The organism is Kitasatospora sp. NPDC059803, from assembly GCF_042732255.1.
Lineage (GTDB): Bacteria > Actinomycetota > Actinomycetes > Streptomycetales > Streptomycetaceae > Kitasatospora.
In genome coordinates, this window is the sequence record NZ_JBHWIJ010000210.1 from 1 (window position 1) to 15,232 (window position 15,232).

Here is a 15,232-nt window from a genome sequence, read left to right on the forward strand (position 1 = left end):
CCGGGGGGCGGGGGGGGGGGGGGGGGCCTTTTTGGGGGCCGGCTTGGGGGGTCGGGGGCGGCCCCCCCCCCCCCGGGCCCCGCCGGCGCGCGGACCCGGTCGGCCCGACGGCCCGACGGCCCTGGGCTCAGCTCGCGCTGGGCACGGGGGTGGTCGGGGTGGTCGGCGGGGCGGCGGGCGGGCTAGCCGGGGTGGTGTCGGTGCCCGCGGAGGGGGTGGTCGACGGGCTCGCGCCGTCCGTCGCGCCGGGCGCGGGCGTCCCACCGGGCGCCCCGGCGCTCGGCGTGGCGGACGCGCCGCCCGGGGCCGCGGCGGCGGGCTTGCAGCCGTCCTGCTTGGCCATGGCCGCGCCGAGGTCGCCGCGCTGCAGCTTGCCCTGCGCCTGCGTGGACAGCGAGGCCAACTGCTGGATCTGGTCCGAGATGCTGCGCAGGCCGTCCGCGAACTTCGACTGGTCGGTGTTGGTCACGGCGTCCAGCTTCTTCTGGATGTCCTGATAGCCGTCGGCCGCCTTGGTCAACTCGGCGACGGCGTCCTTCTGCAGGTTCTCGCCGTCCTTCACCTTGGGCACCCCGGCTGCGGTGATGGCCGCCGCGATGTCCTGGTTGGTCTTGGCCAGCCGCCCGATGTCCGTCGAGAGCCGCTTCTGCAGCTCGGTCGGGGTCTCGCCGGTCTTCACCTGGGCGGTGTCGGCGAGCGCGGCCTGCGCCTGGACGATCGGGTCCTTGGCCGAGCCGCAGACGTTCGACGCCCAGGACTCCAGCTGCTTGCCGTTGTCGTCGCCGCCGCAGCCGACGGCGCCGAACGCGAGCAGCGCGCCGAGGACGGGTACGGCCAGCAGTCGCTTGTTCACCGGGAGGAGCCTTTCGGTTTCGGTCGTCTTCGGTCGTCGAACCTACACGGCCGATGTCCGCCGCCTGCCGACCGGTTCCCGGGCCCCGGGTTGCCCCCACCGGGTGCCCGGCCCCGCTCAGGCGTGCTCGACACGGATCGGGCGGATCGGATCGCCGGGCCGGACGGCGCGCGGCACGCCGACCGGCGTGCCGAAGTAGACCTCTTCGCCCCAGGTGCTCACCGAGGAGCTGATCGGCAGCTCGGCCCGGAGCGCCTCGGTGGTGGGTGCGGCCTCCAGCATGGCGGCGGCCTGTCCTGCCTGCGCCCAGCCACAGAATGCGAATCCGCAGGGGCTTCCTTGTCGCGACGGGTCCGATCACCGATCGGACCCGATCGTGCCGGAAGCAGCGAACCGCCAGATTCAACAACGTTTCAACGCGTCCCAGAGGACCGGGCCGACGCCCGGACCACCCCGGGCACACGAGGCACGCCGAAGGCCGGGCCCTCAGACCACCACGGACTCGACCGAGACCGGCCAGCTCATCCGAATCAGGCCGCCGTCCGTGCCGTTGGTGACCTCCAGGTCCTCGACCAGGCCGGTGATCACGGCGAGGCCGAGGGTGTCCTCGTCCGGGTCCGCCCCCTCGGCGGCGCCGGGGGCCGGGACGGCGGCGGGGCCGGCCTCGTCCTCGACCTCGATGAGGAAACGCTTCTCCTGGTCGGTCAACGCGACCCGGACCGTGCCACCGATGCCGCCGCGCTGGTGCAGGCCGACCGCACGGGAGCAGGCCTCACCGACCGCGAGCCGTACCTCGTCGAGCACCGACTCGTCGACCCCGGCCCGTCTCGCGACGGCCGCGGCGACCAGCCGGGCCGTTCGCACGTGCTCCGGAAGCGCGCTGAATCGAAGTTCGACGGTTGCCATCTCTCCCCTTCGGGGTGCTCCGACCAGGGCCGACGATGCGGCCCCTGCGGGCCGGCGGAACCGGCCCCGGGGCGGCCGGGAAGCACCGGGGCCCGCAGGCCCCGGCACCCCGGACGCTTGGAACGAACGGGCCGGCCTCCACGGGCACGGGCCGGCCCGGCCGCGTCAGTCGGTCGCGTTGACCGCGTCGTCCACCGAGGTGTGGATCGGGAAGACCTTGGTCAGGCCGGTGATGCGGAAAATCTTCAGGATGCGCTCCTGGTTGCAGACCAGGCGCAGCGAGCCCTCGTGGGCACGCACCCGCTTCAGACCGCCCACCAGCACACCGAGACCGGTCGAGTCGAGGAAGTCAACGCCTTCCATGTCGACGACGAGGTGGTACTTGCCGTCGTTGACGAGCTCGACCAGCTGCTCCCGCAGCTTCGGGGCGGTGTACACATCGATCTCGCCGCCAACCTCGACGACCGTACGATCGCCGACTGAACGGGTCGACAGGGACAGGTCCACGGAACCTCCAGCACCTTGCCTTGCTACGTCATGTGCGATCCTCGGCCGGCCGGCCGCCACCGCATGGTCGCGAGCCCGGGCGCGCCCAGCCACACGTGGCAAGCCTCGGCGCTGCGACCCACGGCCATCCGGCCGTCACGGCCACATTCAACCACCTGCGACCATGCCCGCACGATGGCTTACGACGATTCTCCGTCACGCCGGTGACACACTGGGTCCTCATGCCGCCCCGACACAGCCTGCCCGAGGCACTGCTCACGACCCTGTCCACCAGCCGGGGGCGGTCCGACCGGCTCACCCATACGGAGCACCTTCCCGCCCGACCTGCGCGTTATGCGCCGTGGCCCGAGTCGATCCGGCCCGAGATCGTGGCCGCCGCCCTCGCCGTCGGCGTGGAGCAGCCCTGGGCGCACCAGGCAGAAGCGATGAATCTGGCCAAAAGCGGTCAGACTGTGGTGATCGCCACAGGCACCGCCTCGGGCAAGTCGCTCGGCTACCTGGCCCCGGTCCTCAGCGACCTGCTGGACGGCACCGAGGCCCGCAACGGCCGCGGCGCCACCGCGCTCTACCTCGCCCCGACCAAGGCGCTCGCCGCCGACCAGCGCCGCCGGGCCGCCGAACTCGCCCCGCCCCGGGTCCGACCCGCCCTCTACGACGGCGACACCCCGCCCGAGGAACGCGAGTGGGTCCGCCAGTACGCCTCGTACGTGCTCACCAACCCGGACATGCTGCACCGCGGCATCCTGCCCGCCCACGCCCGCTGGGCCTCCTTCCTCAAGGTGCTGCGCTACGTGGTCGTCGACGAGTGCCACAGCTACCGGGGCGTGTTCGGCTCGCACGTCGCCCAGGTGCTCCGGCGGCTGCGCCGCATCTGCGCCCGATACGGTTCGTCACCCACCTTCCTGCTCGCCTCCGCCACCACCGCCGACCCGGCCGCCACCGCCGAGCGCCTGACCGGCCTGCCCGCCCGGGCGGTCACCGAGGACGCCTCGCCGCGCGGACCGATGGTCTTCGGCCTCTGGGAGCCGCCGCTGACCGAGAACGTCGGCGAACACGGCGCGCCCGTCCGCCGCACGGCCACCTCCGAGGCCGCACACCTGCTGACCGACCTGGTCGAGCGCCAGACCCGCACCGTCGTCTTCGTCCGCTCCCGCCGGGCCGCCGAACTCGTCGCCCTCCAGACCCAGGACCAGCTCGGCCGACCGCTCGCCGACCGGGTGGCCGCCTACCGCGGTGGCTACCTCGCCGACGAACGCCGGGCCCTGGAACGCGCGCTGCACACCGGCCGGCTGCTCGGACTCGCCTCCACCTCCGCTCTCGAACTCGGCGTCGACGTCTCCGGCCTCGACGCCGTCCTGATGGCCGGCTACCCCGGCACCCGGGCCTCGCTCTGGCAGCAGGCCGGGCGGGCGGGCCGCGAGGCCCAGGGCGCGCTGGCCGTCCTGATCGCCCGGGACGACCCGCTGGACACCTACCTGGTGCACCACCCGGAGGCGCTGTTCGCGGCGCCCGTCGAAGCCACCGTGCTCGACCCGGACAACCCCCACGTGCTCGCGCCGCACCTGTGCGCGGCAGCCGCCGAACTCCCGCTCACCGACGCCGACCTGGAGCTGTTCGGCCCTTCCACCGCACCGCTGCTGCCCGTCCTGGAACGGCGCGGCCTGCTGCGCCGGCGCAGCGACGGCTCCTGGTACTGGACCCGCCGCGAACGCGCGGCCGACGCCGTCGACCTGCGCGGCAGCGGCGGCAGCCCGGTGCAGATCGTCGAGGCCGACACCGGCCGCCTGCTCGGCACGGTGGACGCCGCGGCCGCCCACACCACCGTCCACACCGGGGCCGTCCACCTGCACCAGGGCCGCACCTTCCTGGTTCGGGAACTCGACCTGGAGAACTCGGTCGCCCTGGTCGAGCCGGCCGACCCGCCGTACACCACGGCCGCCCGCGACATCACCTCCATCTCCGTGCTCGACACCGACACCACCGTTCCCTGGGGCGAGGGCCGGCTCAGCTTCGGTTCGGTGGAGGTGGTCAACCAGGTAGTCGGCTACCTCCGGAAGCGGATCTCCACCGGGGAGATCATGGGCGAGAGCAAGCTCGACCTGCCTCCCCGCACGCTGCGCACCCGCGCGGTCTGGTGGTCCGTCACCGAGGACCAGCTGCTGGACGCGGACCTTCCGCTCGACCAGCTGCCCGGCGCCGCCCACGCCGCCGAACACGCCTCGATCGGCCTGCTGCCGCTGTTCGCCACCTGCGACCGCTGGGACATCGGCGGGGTCTCCGTCCCGCTGCACCCCGACACCGAACTGCCCACCGTGTTCGTCTACGACGGCCACCCGGGCGGGGCCGGCTTCGCCGAACGCGGCTTCCAGCGGGCCGTCGAGTGGCTGACGGCCACGCGCGAGGCGATCGCCTCCTGCGAGTGCGAGCGCGGCTGCCCGTCCTGCGTCCAGTCACCCAAGTGCGGCAACGGGAACGAGCCGCTGGACAAGGCCGCAGCCGTCCAACTGCTGGACGTCCTGTTGGCCGGCGCCCCCACGACGGCAGGCTCCGGGGCGGCAGGCGCCCGGACGGCAGGCTCCAGGACGGCGGACCCCTCAGTGGACCCTGGAGCGGCGACTCCCTCAGCAGACTCCTCAACAGGCCCCTCAGCGGACCCCTCAGCGAGCTCCGAAACGGACCACGAGACGGACCCCGAGAAGGACCACGAGAAGGACTCCGGGGCGAAGCCCGAGCCGAGCGCGGACGGTGGGCCGCCGACCGGCTCATGAGCCCGCCGCCGAGCCGCCGGTCGGCCCGCCGAGGCCGTCCTCGGCGGCGGTGACCGCGGCCCGCACCGGCCCGGCCCGAGCCCTCGCCCGCGCCGGGCCGACCGGCAGACGCGCCGGCAGCCCACCGACCGTCACCTCGGCCACCACCTCGACGGCATCCCCCGTCCGGTCCACCGTGCAGGACACCAGACCGGCGCCCTGCGCGGCGGCGATCACCTCGGCCCGCCCGCACCCGCCGTCCGGGTCCAGCAGCAGCCGGTCCGCGGCCGCGAGGGCCGCCAGGTCGGCGGCCGACTCGGCCCGGTGCCGCGCGGCGACCACCGCTCCGACCGCGATCGTCCCGGCGAAGACCGCCGTGCCGAGCATCGCCAGGGCGAGCAGCCAGACCGTCGCCGAACCGGCGTCCGGCCCGCGCCCGCCGACGGCGGCCGCCCGGGCGGTACGAGTCCTCGCCCACCGCCGCACCCCCGACCGCACCCCGGTCAGGCCGGCCATGAACCACCACCTCCCGCGGTTCCCGCTCCTCCCGTGACCCCCACGAGGGTGTCCTCCCGCGCCGCCACCGCGGTCGCGCCCAGCCGTACCGCGAGCAGCCCGCCGAGCCTGCCCGGCGCCCGGCACGGCGCGTCCACCTCCACCCGCACCACCTCCGCCGCCATCGCCACCCGCACCTGAGCTCCCGGCGGCGCGGCCGCGCGGGCGAGTTCGGCGGCGTCCGTCTCCCCGCGTGCAGCCGCCCTGGCCCCGACCCGGGCCGCGTCCACACAGCGGATCTGCGCGGCCGCCGCCAGTACGCCCCAGATCAGCATCGCCGCGAGCAGGACGAGCGCCGGCAGGGCCACCGCGGTCTCCGCCGTGACGAAGCCCGCATCGCCGCGACGGCCCGGCCGCAGCGACCGCGCCCGCCCGCCACCACGTGCCGCCGCCAGGCCAGGGCGAGCCTTCGGCCTCCTGCCATCCGCCCGGAGGCGGTGCGCGGCGGCGTCGGGGTGCGCGCACCGAACGGCAGTGGAGGGGCCCGACCCGGAGGGGGCACCTCCCGGCCGAAGGCCGGGGGACGCCTGCCGGCCGACGGCAACGCGACGAGACGCGTTCCCCAACGCCGCCGTGCAGGCGGGAGTTCGTGGACGGTCGCTAGGTCGCATGAAGCGCCCGTTCCAGTGAATCGGTCAACGCCCCCATGATGGTCGCGCTGGTCACCACCTTGTACAGCCCGGCCGCGAGGGCACACGCGGCCAAGGTGCCGACGGCGTATTCCGCCGTGGTCATCCCGGCGTCCGACCGGCCCCGGCTCCGGGCCATCCCGCGCATCCGGCGGGCCGCCCAGCGGCTCCTGCGCCGCCACACCCCGGGCGCCTGACGGAGCGCGCGCCCGCTGCCGGGCCTCGTTGCGATCACTGCAGTCATGAATCTCTCCTGTCTCCGAAATTCCGAAATACCGATGCCCTGCCATACCGATGTCCCCGATGCCTCCTACGCGGCTGCCGCCGACGCCGCTGCCCACGGCTCCGCCGCCGATCCGCTTGGCGCGGCCCCGCGTTCACCCGCCCTGGGCGAAGCGGGTGGTGAGGCCGATGACGACCGGCACCACGCCGATCAGGACGAAGGCCGGGAGGAAGCAGAGCCCGAGCGGAGCGGTGGCGAGCACCCCCGCCCGGCGGACCCGGGCTTGGGCCGCCCGGGCCGCCGCCGTCCGCCGCCCCTGCGCGAGCCCGATCAAGGGCCCGGCCGCCGGAGCCCCGCCGAGGCTCGTCCGGACCAGGCAGCGGGCCAGCGGGGCCAGCGACGGGTGCTGCTCGCCCAGACGGCTCCAGCACAGTTCCGGCGGTGCGCCCAGGGCCAGTTCGGCACCGATCGCGATCAGCCGGGGCCCCATCGGTGCCCCCACGCTCCGGCCGACCGCCGACACCGCTGCCGAGGGTGAGGCCGCCGAACCGAGGCAGGCCGCCAACAGCTCCGCACTCAGCGGGAGTTGCCTGGTCAGCAGCTCCTCCTCCAGGACCGCCCGCCGCTCCGTCGGCGACCGCACCCGGGCCGACCACCGGTGCACACCCGCCGCCAGCAGCGCCCCGACGACCACCCCGAAGGCGCCGCCGAGCAACACCGTCGCGCCGGCCCCGGCACCCACGGCCAGGGCCACAGGCCGCCAACGCCCGCCACCACGACCACGACCACGACCACCAGATGCCGGCGGCACCCGCACCAACACCCGCCCGAACAAACGCCGTTGTCGCGCCCACCCACGCACCAGCACCACACCGGCCACCATCACCGGCCCCCCGGCGATCACCCACCCGACTCCCCGGATCACCCCGACACCACCTCCGCCCGCGCCCGTACCCGAGCCCGTACCCGTGAGAGCCCGCAGCTCCCGCCACCACCAGAGCCCCACGCCCCGGCAGCCCGCCGGGGAGCCTCCAGGGCGCTCTGAGCGCCCTGAGCCGCCGCCCGGACGATGCGCGCCGTCCAGAGCACGCCCAGGCCCTCCAGTGCCGCCCCCGCCGCGAGGCACCCCAGCCCGGCCGGCGTGTGCAGCAGGATGCCCACCGGCCGGGCCCCGAGCGCCGCCCCCAGCAGCAGCCCGGCGGCCGGCAGGGCGGCCAGGACGGCGATCGTGGTCCGCGGCCCCGCCAGTTCCCCGGCGATCTCCTCCGCCAGGGCCCGCTCGCCGCGCAGCGCCTCCGCCACCCGGTCCAGCGCGACGGCCAGCCCCGACCCGCCGTCGGAGGCGACCCGCCAGCAGGCCGCGATCGCCGACGCCCCGCTCCCGCCCGGCAGTTCGGCGAGCAGGTGCAGCGCGGCGGGCACGTCCCCGCCGTACCGGCCCGCCGCGAGCCGCGCCACCGGCTCCTCGCCGAGCCGGCGCAGCCCGTCCGGGTCGTCCGCGAGGCGGGCCGTGACCAGGTGCAACGCCTGCTCCGGCGTCGCCCCGCCGCGCAACTCCCCTGCCAGCCCTGTGCAGAGCTCCACCACGGCGGCCGCCCGCCGCCCGGCCTCCACCGTCACGCGCCGTCGCAGCCGCCACCGCCGCAGCGGCAGTACGGCCAGCCCGGCGGCGAGCACCGGCAACGGCGAGGAGGTCGCCTGCCCGGCCGCCAACCCCACCGGCAGGAGCAACAGTTCGGGCGCCAGCCAGCCGGACGGTCGCGGCCGGGCGCGCCCCGCGGTCACCGCCGGCGGGCCCGGCACCGGAACGGGCGGGGGCCCGCTGCCGGCCAGCACCAGCCTGTACCGCCGACCGCCCGGCAGCTGCTCCTGCACCGCACGCCATGCGGCGACGGCCAGCAGGCACAGCACCAATGCCCAACAGAAAGAACTCTGATCACTCATCACGTCAGGACCCTCCCGGTCGTCGGTCTTTCCTGTTCCACGCCCCGAGCAGCGTCAGGGCGCCCGCCGCGCACCCGCCCAGCAGCAGGACGAACGCGAGTTCCGCCGCCCGCACGGCCGCACTCGCCAACCCGGCCGCACCTGCCAACCCGGCCACCGCCGCCGTCACGTCGGCCCCGCAGCGAGCGATACCCCGCGCACCGCCAGCAGCCCGACCAGTCGATCCCAACCCGCCCCGGGGACCAGACCGCCCGCCACCGGGAACTCCACCGCCGGGGTGGTGACGGCCAGGCCGTCACGGCCGGCGGCCAACGTGTGGATCTCCGCCACCCGGCGGCGCCCCGAGCCCGGCTCCCTGACCAGGTGCACCACCAGGTCGAGTGCGGCCCGGAGTTGGCTGTGCAGCGCGGGCCGGTCGAGCCCGGCGAGCGAGCCCAGCGCCTCCAGCCGGACCGGCACGTCCGCCGCCGTGTTGGCGTGCACCGTGCCGCATCCGCCTTCGTGCCCGGTGTTCAGCGCGGCCAGCAGGTCCGACACCTCGGCCCCGCGGACCTCTCCGATCACCAGCCGGTCCGGACGCATCCGCAGTGCCTGCCGGACGAGGTCCCGCAGCGTGAGCTCACCCAGCCCCTCCTGGTTGGGCGGTCTGCTCTGCAACCGGACGACGTGCGGATGGGCCGGCCGCAGTTCGGCGGAGTCCTCCGCGATGACGATCCGCTCCTCCGGCCCGACCAGGCCGAGCAAGGCCGCGAGCAGCGTGGTCTTGCCCGTGCCCGTCCCGCCGGACACCAGTAGCGACAGCCTGGCCCGCAGGATGCCGGCCAGCAGGCCGGCGCCCTCCGGCGGCAGCGCCCCGCCCGCCACCAGTTCGTCGAGCGTGAACGGCTGGGGCCGGCAGACCCGCAGCGAGATGTGCGTGCAGCCGGCCGCGATCGGCGGCAGCACGGCGTGCAGGCGGGTGCCGTCCGGCAGCCGGGCGTCCACCCAGGGCCGCGCGTCGTCCAGCCGCCGCCCGGCCGCGGTGGCCAGCCGGTGGGCCAGCCGCCGTACCGCCTCGGCGTCGGCGAACCGGATTCCGGTGGCCCGGTGCAGGCCGCCGCCACGGTCGACCCACACCTCGTCCGGACCGTTCACCAGGACGTCCGTGACGTCGGGCGCCGCCAGCAGCCGCTCCAGCGGGCCCGCACCCACCAGTTCGGCGCGCAGCGAGCGCACGGTGTCCAGGACTTCGTCCCCGCCGAGCGGCGGCCGGGTGGCCCGCAGCACGGCCGCGACCGACCCCGCCGTCGGGGCGGCACCCGACTCGGCCAGCCGCAACCGGACCGCGTCCACCAGCTCCGCCGTCCGCTCCTCCCGGGCGGTGCGCCCGTACGGGCAGGGGTGGCGCGGCGCCTCGGGTGGCCCGCCGGGCGGCGGCACGCTCCTGAGCGGCCGGTGCTCCCGCGCACCGTCGCCCCGGCTCTTCGGACCGCCCCCCGCCCGCACGGTGGGGCCTGTTCTGCGCAGACGGACCATCAGTACACACCTCCTCCGACCGCCGGCACCGGCGGCAACACCTCGTCCAGGAAGGTCTCGCAGAAGCGCGCGAGCGGGCCGCCGTCCCGGATGCCGGGCGGGACGCCCTTCTCGACGTCCTCCGCCAGGCCGGGCTCCGGCTCCAACTCCCCCGCGAGCTCCAGCCGCAGCCCGCGGGCGATCCGGTGGGCCGGGAGTCCGAAGGTGCGCGGTGACCGCACCACCGCCCGGACGTCCCCGAGCCGCATCCGGGCGGGCGCCGCGCCCCCGGCGGGGGCGGCCCCCCCGCCCCGTGGGGGCGGGCCCACCCCCCGCGCCCCGGCGGGCTGCGCCCCCCGCCCCCCGGCGGCCGCGTCGAGATGGCGCGGCACGTCGACGACGACCAGCCCGCCGCGCCGCCGGGAGGCGGCCAGCACGCTGCGCATGGCCTCCGGCGGCACGGTCAGGGTGTCGCCGCGGTCCCAGGACAGGCAGGAGAGCGCGGAGATCCGTTTGAGCACCGGTAGCGCCCTGGCCAGTTCGACCCCGCTGACCCGCCCGCGCGAACCGGCCAGATCGGGCCAGCGCAGCCCGCGGGCCGCCTCGCCGCCGAGCAGGATGTCGAGGCCGCCGCCCAGCGGATCTCCGTCGATGAGCATCGTCCGCCGCCCCGCCCGCGCGGCCGTGACCGCGAGGGCGCAGGCCAGGGTCGAGGCCCCGGCCCCGCCCCGGCCGCCGAGCACGGCGACGGTGAGCGCCGGGGAGCCGGCGCCCTCGGCCGCGTCGGCGATCCGGTCGAGCAGCCAGGCTTCGGCGTCGGGGAGGAACAGCACGTGCTCGGCGCCGAGTTGGACGGCTCTGACCCACACCCCGGCGTCGTCGAGGTCCAGCCCGAGCAGCAGCACCCCGCCGCGCCGGCCGAGCCCGGCGCACCGGGCGGCCTGGTCGTCCCCGATGAGCACCAGTGAGGCGCCCTCCCAGAGCTCGCGCGGCGGTGGTGCGCCCCGGATCAGCCTCGGTTCGGTGCCGGCGGCCGCGCAGAGCCGCAGCAGGTGCTCGGCCAGGCCCTCGTCCTCGGTGACGACGAGCGGACCGGTGGCCCCGGGCCCTTCGGTGGTGGCGTGGTCGGCGATCGGCGTCGACATGGCGGGCTCCCCTCTGCGCCGACGGCCGCCAGGGGCGGTCCGGGGCGCACGTCGGACGGTTCCGGCGAACGGCCGCCCGGCAGACCTCGTGGGAGAGAGGGAGGTGAGATCCGCCCGGCGACCGCCGCCGACCATCACGGTGGGGGGAGATCGGGATTCCGTCATCCACGATGCGAATCCCTGTGGATAACTCGTGGGCTGTGGAGGAAAACGTTCACCCGGGCGGGGGATTAATCGTCAAAGAATTGACGATCGGGGATCACGGAGACGAACCGGAAGCCCGTCGCGCCCCCCGCCGGCCACCCGGCGAACCCTCCCGAAGGCCGCTCGGACACCCCGCCGCAGCAGCCCGGCCCACCGATCGGAACCAGCCGAAGAGCCATGGGCAGCCATGAGCAAATGGCGACACAGAGTGACGAAAGGTGGTCAGTGGACCAGGGTGTCGACACCCCCTGTACACCGTCGACGGGGCGGCCGCGGCGCTCGCCGCGAAGGGCCTTCAGGCCCTGAAAATGGCCCCGGACGTGCGACGACCCCCGCCGGGGGGGAGAGCGGGGGTCGTCTATCCACAGCCCGACTCGGGGGGGAGGAGCCGGACCGGGTTAGCACGGTCGCGAACGATCCGTGACTTCCATGGTGTACCCGAGCGGCCAGAAACACAAACCCGCACGCCCACGAGTACACCGAATGGCGGCCTGTTTTGCGGCTCCCTCTATCCTCGGTTCCCGTGGACACCACCGAGAACGCCGACGACCACGCCGACGAGTCCCCGGGCGAGGCCACCGGGCCCGCGCAGACCCGCTCACCCGTTCGCCCCAGGCCGGGCGGGCCGCGCACGGCGGCCTTCTTCGACCTGGACAAGACCATCATCGCCAAGTCGAGCGCGCTGGCCTTCAGCCGCCCGTTCTACCAGGGCGGTCTGATCAACCGTCGGGCCGTACTGCGCAGCGCGTACGCCCAGTTCGTCTTCCTGGTCGGTGGCGCGGACCACGACCAGATGGAGAAGATGCGCGAGTACCTCTCCTCGCTCACCCGGGGCTGGAACGTCCAGCAGGTCCGCGAGATCGTCGCGGAGACGCTGCACAACCTGATCGACCCGATCATCTACGACGAGGCCGCCTCACTGATCGAGCAGCACCACGCGGCCGGTCGGGACGTGGTGATCGTCAGCAGTTCGGGCTCCGAGGTGGTCGAGCCGATCGGCGCGCTGCTCGGCGCGGACCACGTGATCGCCACCCGGCTCAAGGTCGAGGACGGCTGCTACACCGGCGAGATCGAGTACTACGCCTACGCCGAGAACAAGGCCGCCGCCATCCGGGAGTTGGCCGAGTCCGAGGGCTACGACCTGGCCGCTTCCTACGCCTACAGCGACTCCTCCACCGACCTGCCGCTGCTGGAGGCCGTCGGCCACCCGTCGGCGGTCAATCCCGACCGCGCGCTGCGGAAGGAGGCCCAGGCCCGGGAGTGGCCGGTGCTGGTCTTCGACCGGCCGGTGGAACTGCGGCGGCGGCTCCCGGAGTTCTCCGCGCCGAGCGGCTCGGTGCTGACGGCCGTGGCGATCGGGACGGCGGCCGTGACCGCCGGGGTCATCTGGTACCTGGCCCACCGGCGCCGTCCGGAGGCCTGAGCCGCCCGCCGCGGGCCCCGCAACGCAGCAGACGCGGGCCACCCACCGCGGACCCCCGCAACGCAGGCAAATCAGACAATCAGCGCAGAGTTCACTTTTCGGGTTCCCCTTTCGCCCGAAACGCGATACAAATGAAGCACGGCCCGCGAGACCCGGTCAGGACCCGAAGAGGTCAAACCGACAACGCAGTTAAGGCCCCACGGACCGCGTGTACAGATAACCGAGCACCCACATGCAGCCGACCCGCTGTCGGGCCGCTGGACCAGACGAACGGGCAGGATCCCCGTCTGATCAGCACTTCCGGTGCATGCATGGTCACCCGGTATCTGCACCAGCGGCGGCACCAGGCAGGATCAGGTGCCGCCGCATCTTCGTGTCAGAAGCGCCGGAAGAGCCCCGCGCCCCTCCCGCGCCCGCTCAGACCATCCCGCGCTGCATCGCCTCGCAGACCGCCGTGCTCTCCCGCACCCCGAGCCGCAGCGCCCGCCCGCAGTGCGCGATCCAGGCCGCCATCCCCTCAGGCGTGCCCGCCAGGTAGCCGGCCAGGGCCCGCCGGTAGGCGTCGGTGCCGAGTTCCGCCAGCCCGACCTCGGCCGGGCAGATCGACTTCGGGTCGAGCCCCTCGGCGAGCAGCACGATCCGCTGGGCGGCCCGCGCGATCACGCCGTTGTACGCGCCGAACGGCCGCAGCGCGAGCAGTTCGCCGTGCACCACGGAGGCGACCACCAGGGCCGGCGTCCCCACGCCCTGGCCCTCGGCGCGCGCCACCAGCAGCCGGGAGAGCTGGTCGAGCCGGGCCGCGACCTCCTCGGCACCCGGGGCGGGCGGCAGCACCGGCAGCGGCTCGTCCACCTGGGCGACCTCGACGCTCTCCACCGGCTTGAGCCCCAGCGGGAACAGCTCCTCGACGCCCTCGCCCGCGCGGCGGGGCCGCCCGGCGGACGGCTCGCCGTCGCCGACGGCGAGCAGGTGCAGCCGGGCCAGCACCTGGAGCGGCGAGTGCCGCCAGATGCTGAGCAGCTGGCCGGCCTCGGCGGCGATCCGCAGGGCCGCGCCGACCGTCCGGGCCTCGGGGTCCGCGCCGAAGTCGCTGCGGCGCCGGACCTCCTCCAGCGGCCAGTCGGCCCCGGCCAGCGCCGCCGACGCGCGGGCGCCGCGCAGCGCGGACTCGGAGGTGACCTCGGCCGCGCGGCGGCGCATCACCCGGTGGCCGTAGAGCCGGTCGACGGCCTTGCGCACCTCGGCCACGGCGTCGGGCACCCCGGGGAGCTGGGCCAGCGGGGCGAGGGGATCTGTTCCAGTGCTCACCTACCCGAGAGTAATGAACAGCCGGCCCCTCCCGGAACAGCAACCCCGGATCACCCGTTAGAGGCAATCCTCACTTCCCTCCGCCGAGGAGGCCCAAACCCCGGCTAGCATGGCCACTATCGGAGACGATAACTATTTCCACTTAGGGGCCTCGGCATGTGCGACCCCTGAGCAGGTGGCCCCCGAGCGCGGGCCCAGAGCGAGAGCCGGAGTCCCAGATGAAGATCGCCTTCGTCGGCAAGGGCGGCAGCGGGAAGACCACGCTGTCCGCACTGTTCATCCGCCATCTGGCCGCCGTGGGCCGGCCGGTCATCGCCGTCGACGCCGACATCAACCAGCACCTGGGCCCGGCCCTGGGTCTGACGGATGCCCAGGCCGCGGAGCTGCCCTCGCTCGGCGCGCACCTGCCGGAGATCAAGGAGTACCTGCGCGGCAGCAACCCACTGATCCGCTCAGCCGACGAGATGATCAAGACCACGCCGCCCGGCCGGGGTTCGCGCCTGCTGCGGATCGTCGAGGAGAACCCGGTCTACGCCGCCTGCGCCCGCCCGATCGCCCTGGACGAGGGCTCGGTCCGGCTACTGGCGACCGGCGCCTTCACCGAGGAGGACCTCGGGGTGGCCTGCTACCACTCCAAGGTCGGCGCCGTGGAACTGCTGCTCAACCACCTGCTGGACGGCCCCGACGAGTACCTGGTCACCGACATGACGGCGGGCTCGGACTCCTTCGCCTCCGGCCTGTTCACCCGCTTCGACCTGACCTTCCTGGTGGCCGAGCCGACCCGCAAGGGCGTCTCCGTCTACCGCCAGTACAAGGACTACGCCCGCGACTTCGGCGTCCGGCTGCGGGTGATCGGCAACAAGGTGCAGGGCCCGGACGACCTGGCGTTCCTGCGCAGGGAGGTCGGCGACGACCTGCTCACCACCTTCGGGCACTCGGACTGGGTGCGCCGTCTGGAGCAGGGCGCCGAGCCGCCGCTGAAGTCGCTGGAGCCGGCCAACCGGGCCGTCCTGGAGGAACTGCGGGCCGAGGCCGAGGCCGCGTACGGGCAGCGGGACGTGCGGCGCTACACCGAGCAGGCCGTGCTCTTCCACGTGCGCAACGCGGAGAGTTGGGCCAACGCCAAGGTCGGCGTCGACCTCGCGGCCCAGGTAGACGAGACCTTCGTGCTGGGCGGGCTCGGGGTCGGCGGCGAGCGGCCCGCCCCGGCGGGTGCACACGTCTGACGCCGCTCCGCCCGAACGGGGCGGGGGGGGGGGGGCCGCCCCGCCGGGGGCGGCGGCCCCGCCGCGCG

General features: G+C 74.9%; 15 protein-coding genes. 3 read left to right on the top strand and 12 right to left on the bottom strand.

The features are described from left to right. Nucleotides 1-127: 127 nt before the first annotated feature. From ACFV6I_RS27675 to bldG, 4 genes are all read right to left on the bottom strand, one after another. Complete coding sequence (locus ACFV6I_RS27675; RefSeq protein WP_063348695.1) at nt 128-853, bottom strand: hypothetical protein; 726 nt, start codon at nt 851-853, stop codon at nt 128-130. A 117-nt stretch (nt 854-970) separates the two neighbouring features. Beyond that, nucleotides 971-1,135 (bottom strand): cyclophilin-like family protein, encoded by a 165-nt coding sequence (locus ACFV6I_RS27680; protein WP_380428253.1) that lies wholly within the window; start codon nt 1,133-1,135, stop codon nt 971-973. A gap of 204 nt (nt 1,136-1,339) precedes the next feature. After that, entirely contained in the window at nt 1,340-1,759 is a 420-nt protein-coding gene (locus ACFV6I_RS27685; RefSeq protein WP_063348694.1) for an ATP-binding protein, read from the bottom strand. 165 nt (nt 1,760-1,924) lie between these two features. After that, entirely contained in the window at nt 1,925-2,266 is a 342-nt protein-coding gene (bldG, locus tag ACFV6I_RS27690) for an anti-sigma factor antagonist BldG (protein WP_049659132.1), read from the bottom strand. A gap of 221 nt (nt 2,267-2,487) precedes the next feature. Here bldG and ACFV6I_RS27695 point away from each other — a divergent pair, with 221 nt between their 5' ends. Further along, entirely contained in the window at nt 2,488-5,034 is a 2,547-nt protein-coding gene (locus ACFV6I_RS27695) for a DEAD/DEAH box helicase (protein WP_380428254.1), read from the top strand. Here ACFV6I_RS27695 and ACFV6I_RS27700 read toward each other — a convergent pair. From ACFV6I_RS27700 to ssd, 7 genes are all read right to left on the bottom strand, one after another. Further along, on the bottom strand, nt 5,029-5,529 hold the full coding sequence (locus ACFV6I_RS27700; protein WP_380428255.1) for an Rv3654c family TadE-like protein: 501 nt from the start codon (nt 5,527-5,529) through the stop codon (nt 5,029-5,031). The two genes, ACFV6I_RS27695 and ACFV6I_RS27700, sit on opposite strands and share 6 nt — an antisense overlap. Next, complete coding sequence (locus ACFV6I_RS27705) at nt 5,517-5,876, bottom strand: TadE family type IV pilus minor pilin (protein WP_380428256.1); 360 nt, start codon at nt 5,874-5,876, stop codon at nt 5,517-5,519. Before ACFV6I_RS27705 ends, ACFV6I_RS27700 begins: the two co-directional genes overlap by 13 nt. 292 nt (nt 5,877-6,168) lie before the next feature. After that, complete coding sequence (locus ACFV6I_RS27710; RefSeq protein WP_063348693.1) at nt 6,169-6,441, bottom strand: DUF4244 domain-containing protein; 273 nt, start codon at nt 6,439-6,441, stop codon at nt 6,169-6,171. 133 nt (nt 6,442-6,574) lie between these two features. Then, nucleotides 6,575-7,162, bottom strand: coding sequence for a type II secretion system F family protein (locus tag ACFV6I_RS27715; protein ID WP_380428257.1), 588 nt, complete (start codon nt 7,160-7,162; stop codon nt 6,575-6,577). 179 nt (nt 7,163-7,341) lie between these two features. Next, nucleotides 7,342-8,331 (bottom strand): type II secretion system F family protein, encoded by a 990-nt coding sequence (locus tag ACFV6I_RS27720; RefSeq protein ID WP_380428262.1) that lies wholly within the window; start codon nt 8,329-8,331, stop codon nt 7,342-7,344. 198 nt (nt 8,332-8,529) lie between these two features. Then, on the bottom strand, nt 8,530-9,879 hold the full coding sequence (locus tag ACFV6I_RS27725) for a TadA family conjugal transfer-associated ATPase (RefSeq protein ID WP_380428258.1): 1,350 nt from the start codon (nt 9,877-9,879) through the stop codon (nt 8,530-8,532). Beyond that, nucleotides 9,879-11,003, bottom strand: a complete 1,125-nt coding sequence (ssd, locus tag ACFV6I_RS27730; RefSeq protein ID WP_380428259.1) for a septum site-determining protein Ssd — start codon at nt 11,001-11,003, stop codon at nt 9,879-9,881. Before ssd ends, ACFV6I_RS27725 begins: the two co-directional genes overlap by 1 nt. Nucleotides 11,004-11,730: 727 nt before the next feature. On the opposite strand from ssd, the gene ACFV6I_RS27735 reads away from it, so the two are divergent. Then, on the top strand, nt 11,731-12,630 hold the full coding sequence (locus ACFV6I_RS27735) for an HAD family phosphatase (protein WP_079135773.1): 900 nt from the start codon (nt 11,731-11,733) through the stop codon (nt 12,628-12,630). Between the two features lie 417 nt (nt 12,631-13,047). Here the strand turns inward: ACFV6I_RS27735 and ACFV6I_RS27740 are convergent, their stop codons facing one another. After that, nucleotides 13,048-13,938 (bottom strand): oxidoreductase, encoded by an 891-nt coding sequence (locus tag ACFV6I_RS27740; RefSeq protein ID WP_380428260.1) that lies wholly within the window; start codon nt 13,936-13,938, stop codon nt 13,048-13,050. Between the two features lie 218 nt (nt 13,939-14,156). Between ACFV6I_RS27740 and ACFV6I_RS27745 the strand changes: the two genes are divergently transcribed. After that, the gene (locus ACFV6I_RS27745; protein WP_380428261.1) at nt 14,157-15,164 is read left to right on the top strand and encodes an ATP-binding protein; all 1,008 of its coding nucleotides are present in this window, start codon (nt 14,157-14,159) and stop codon (nt 15,162-15,164) included. Nucleotides 15,165-15,232 lie beyond the last annotated feature (68 nt).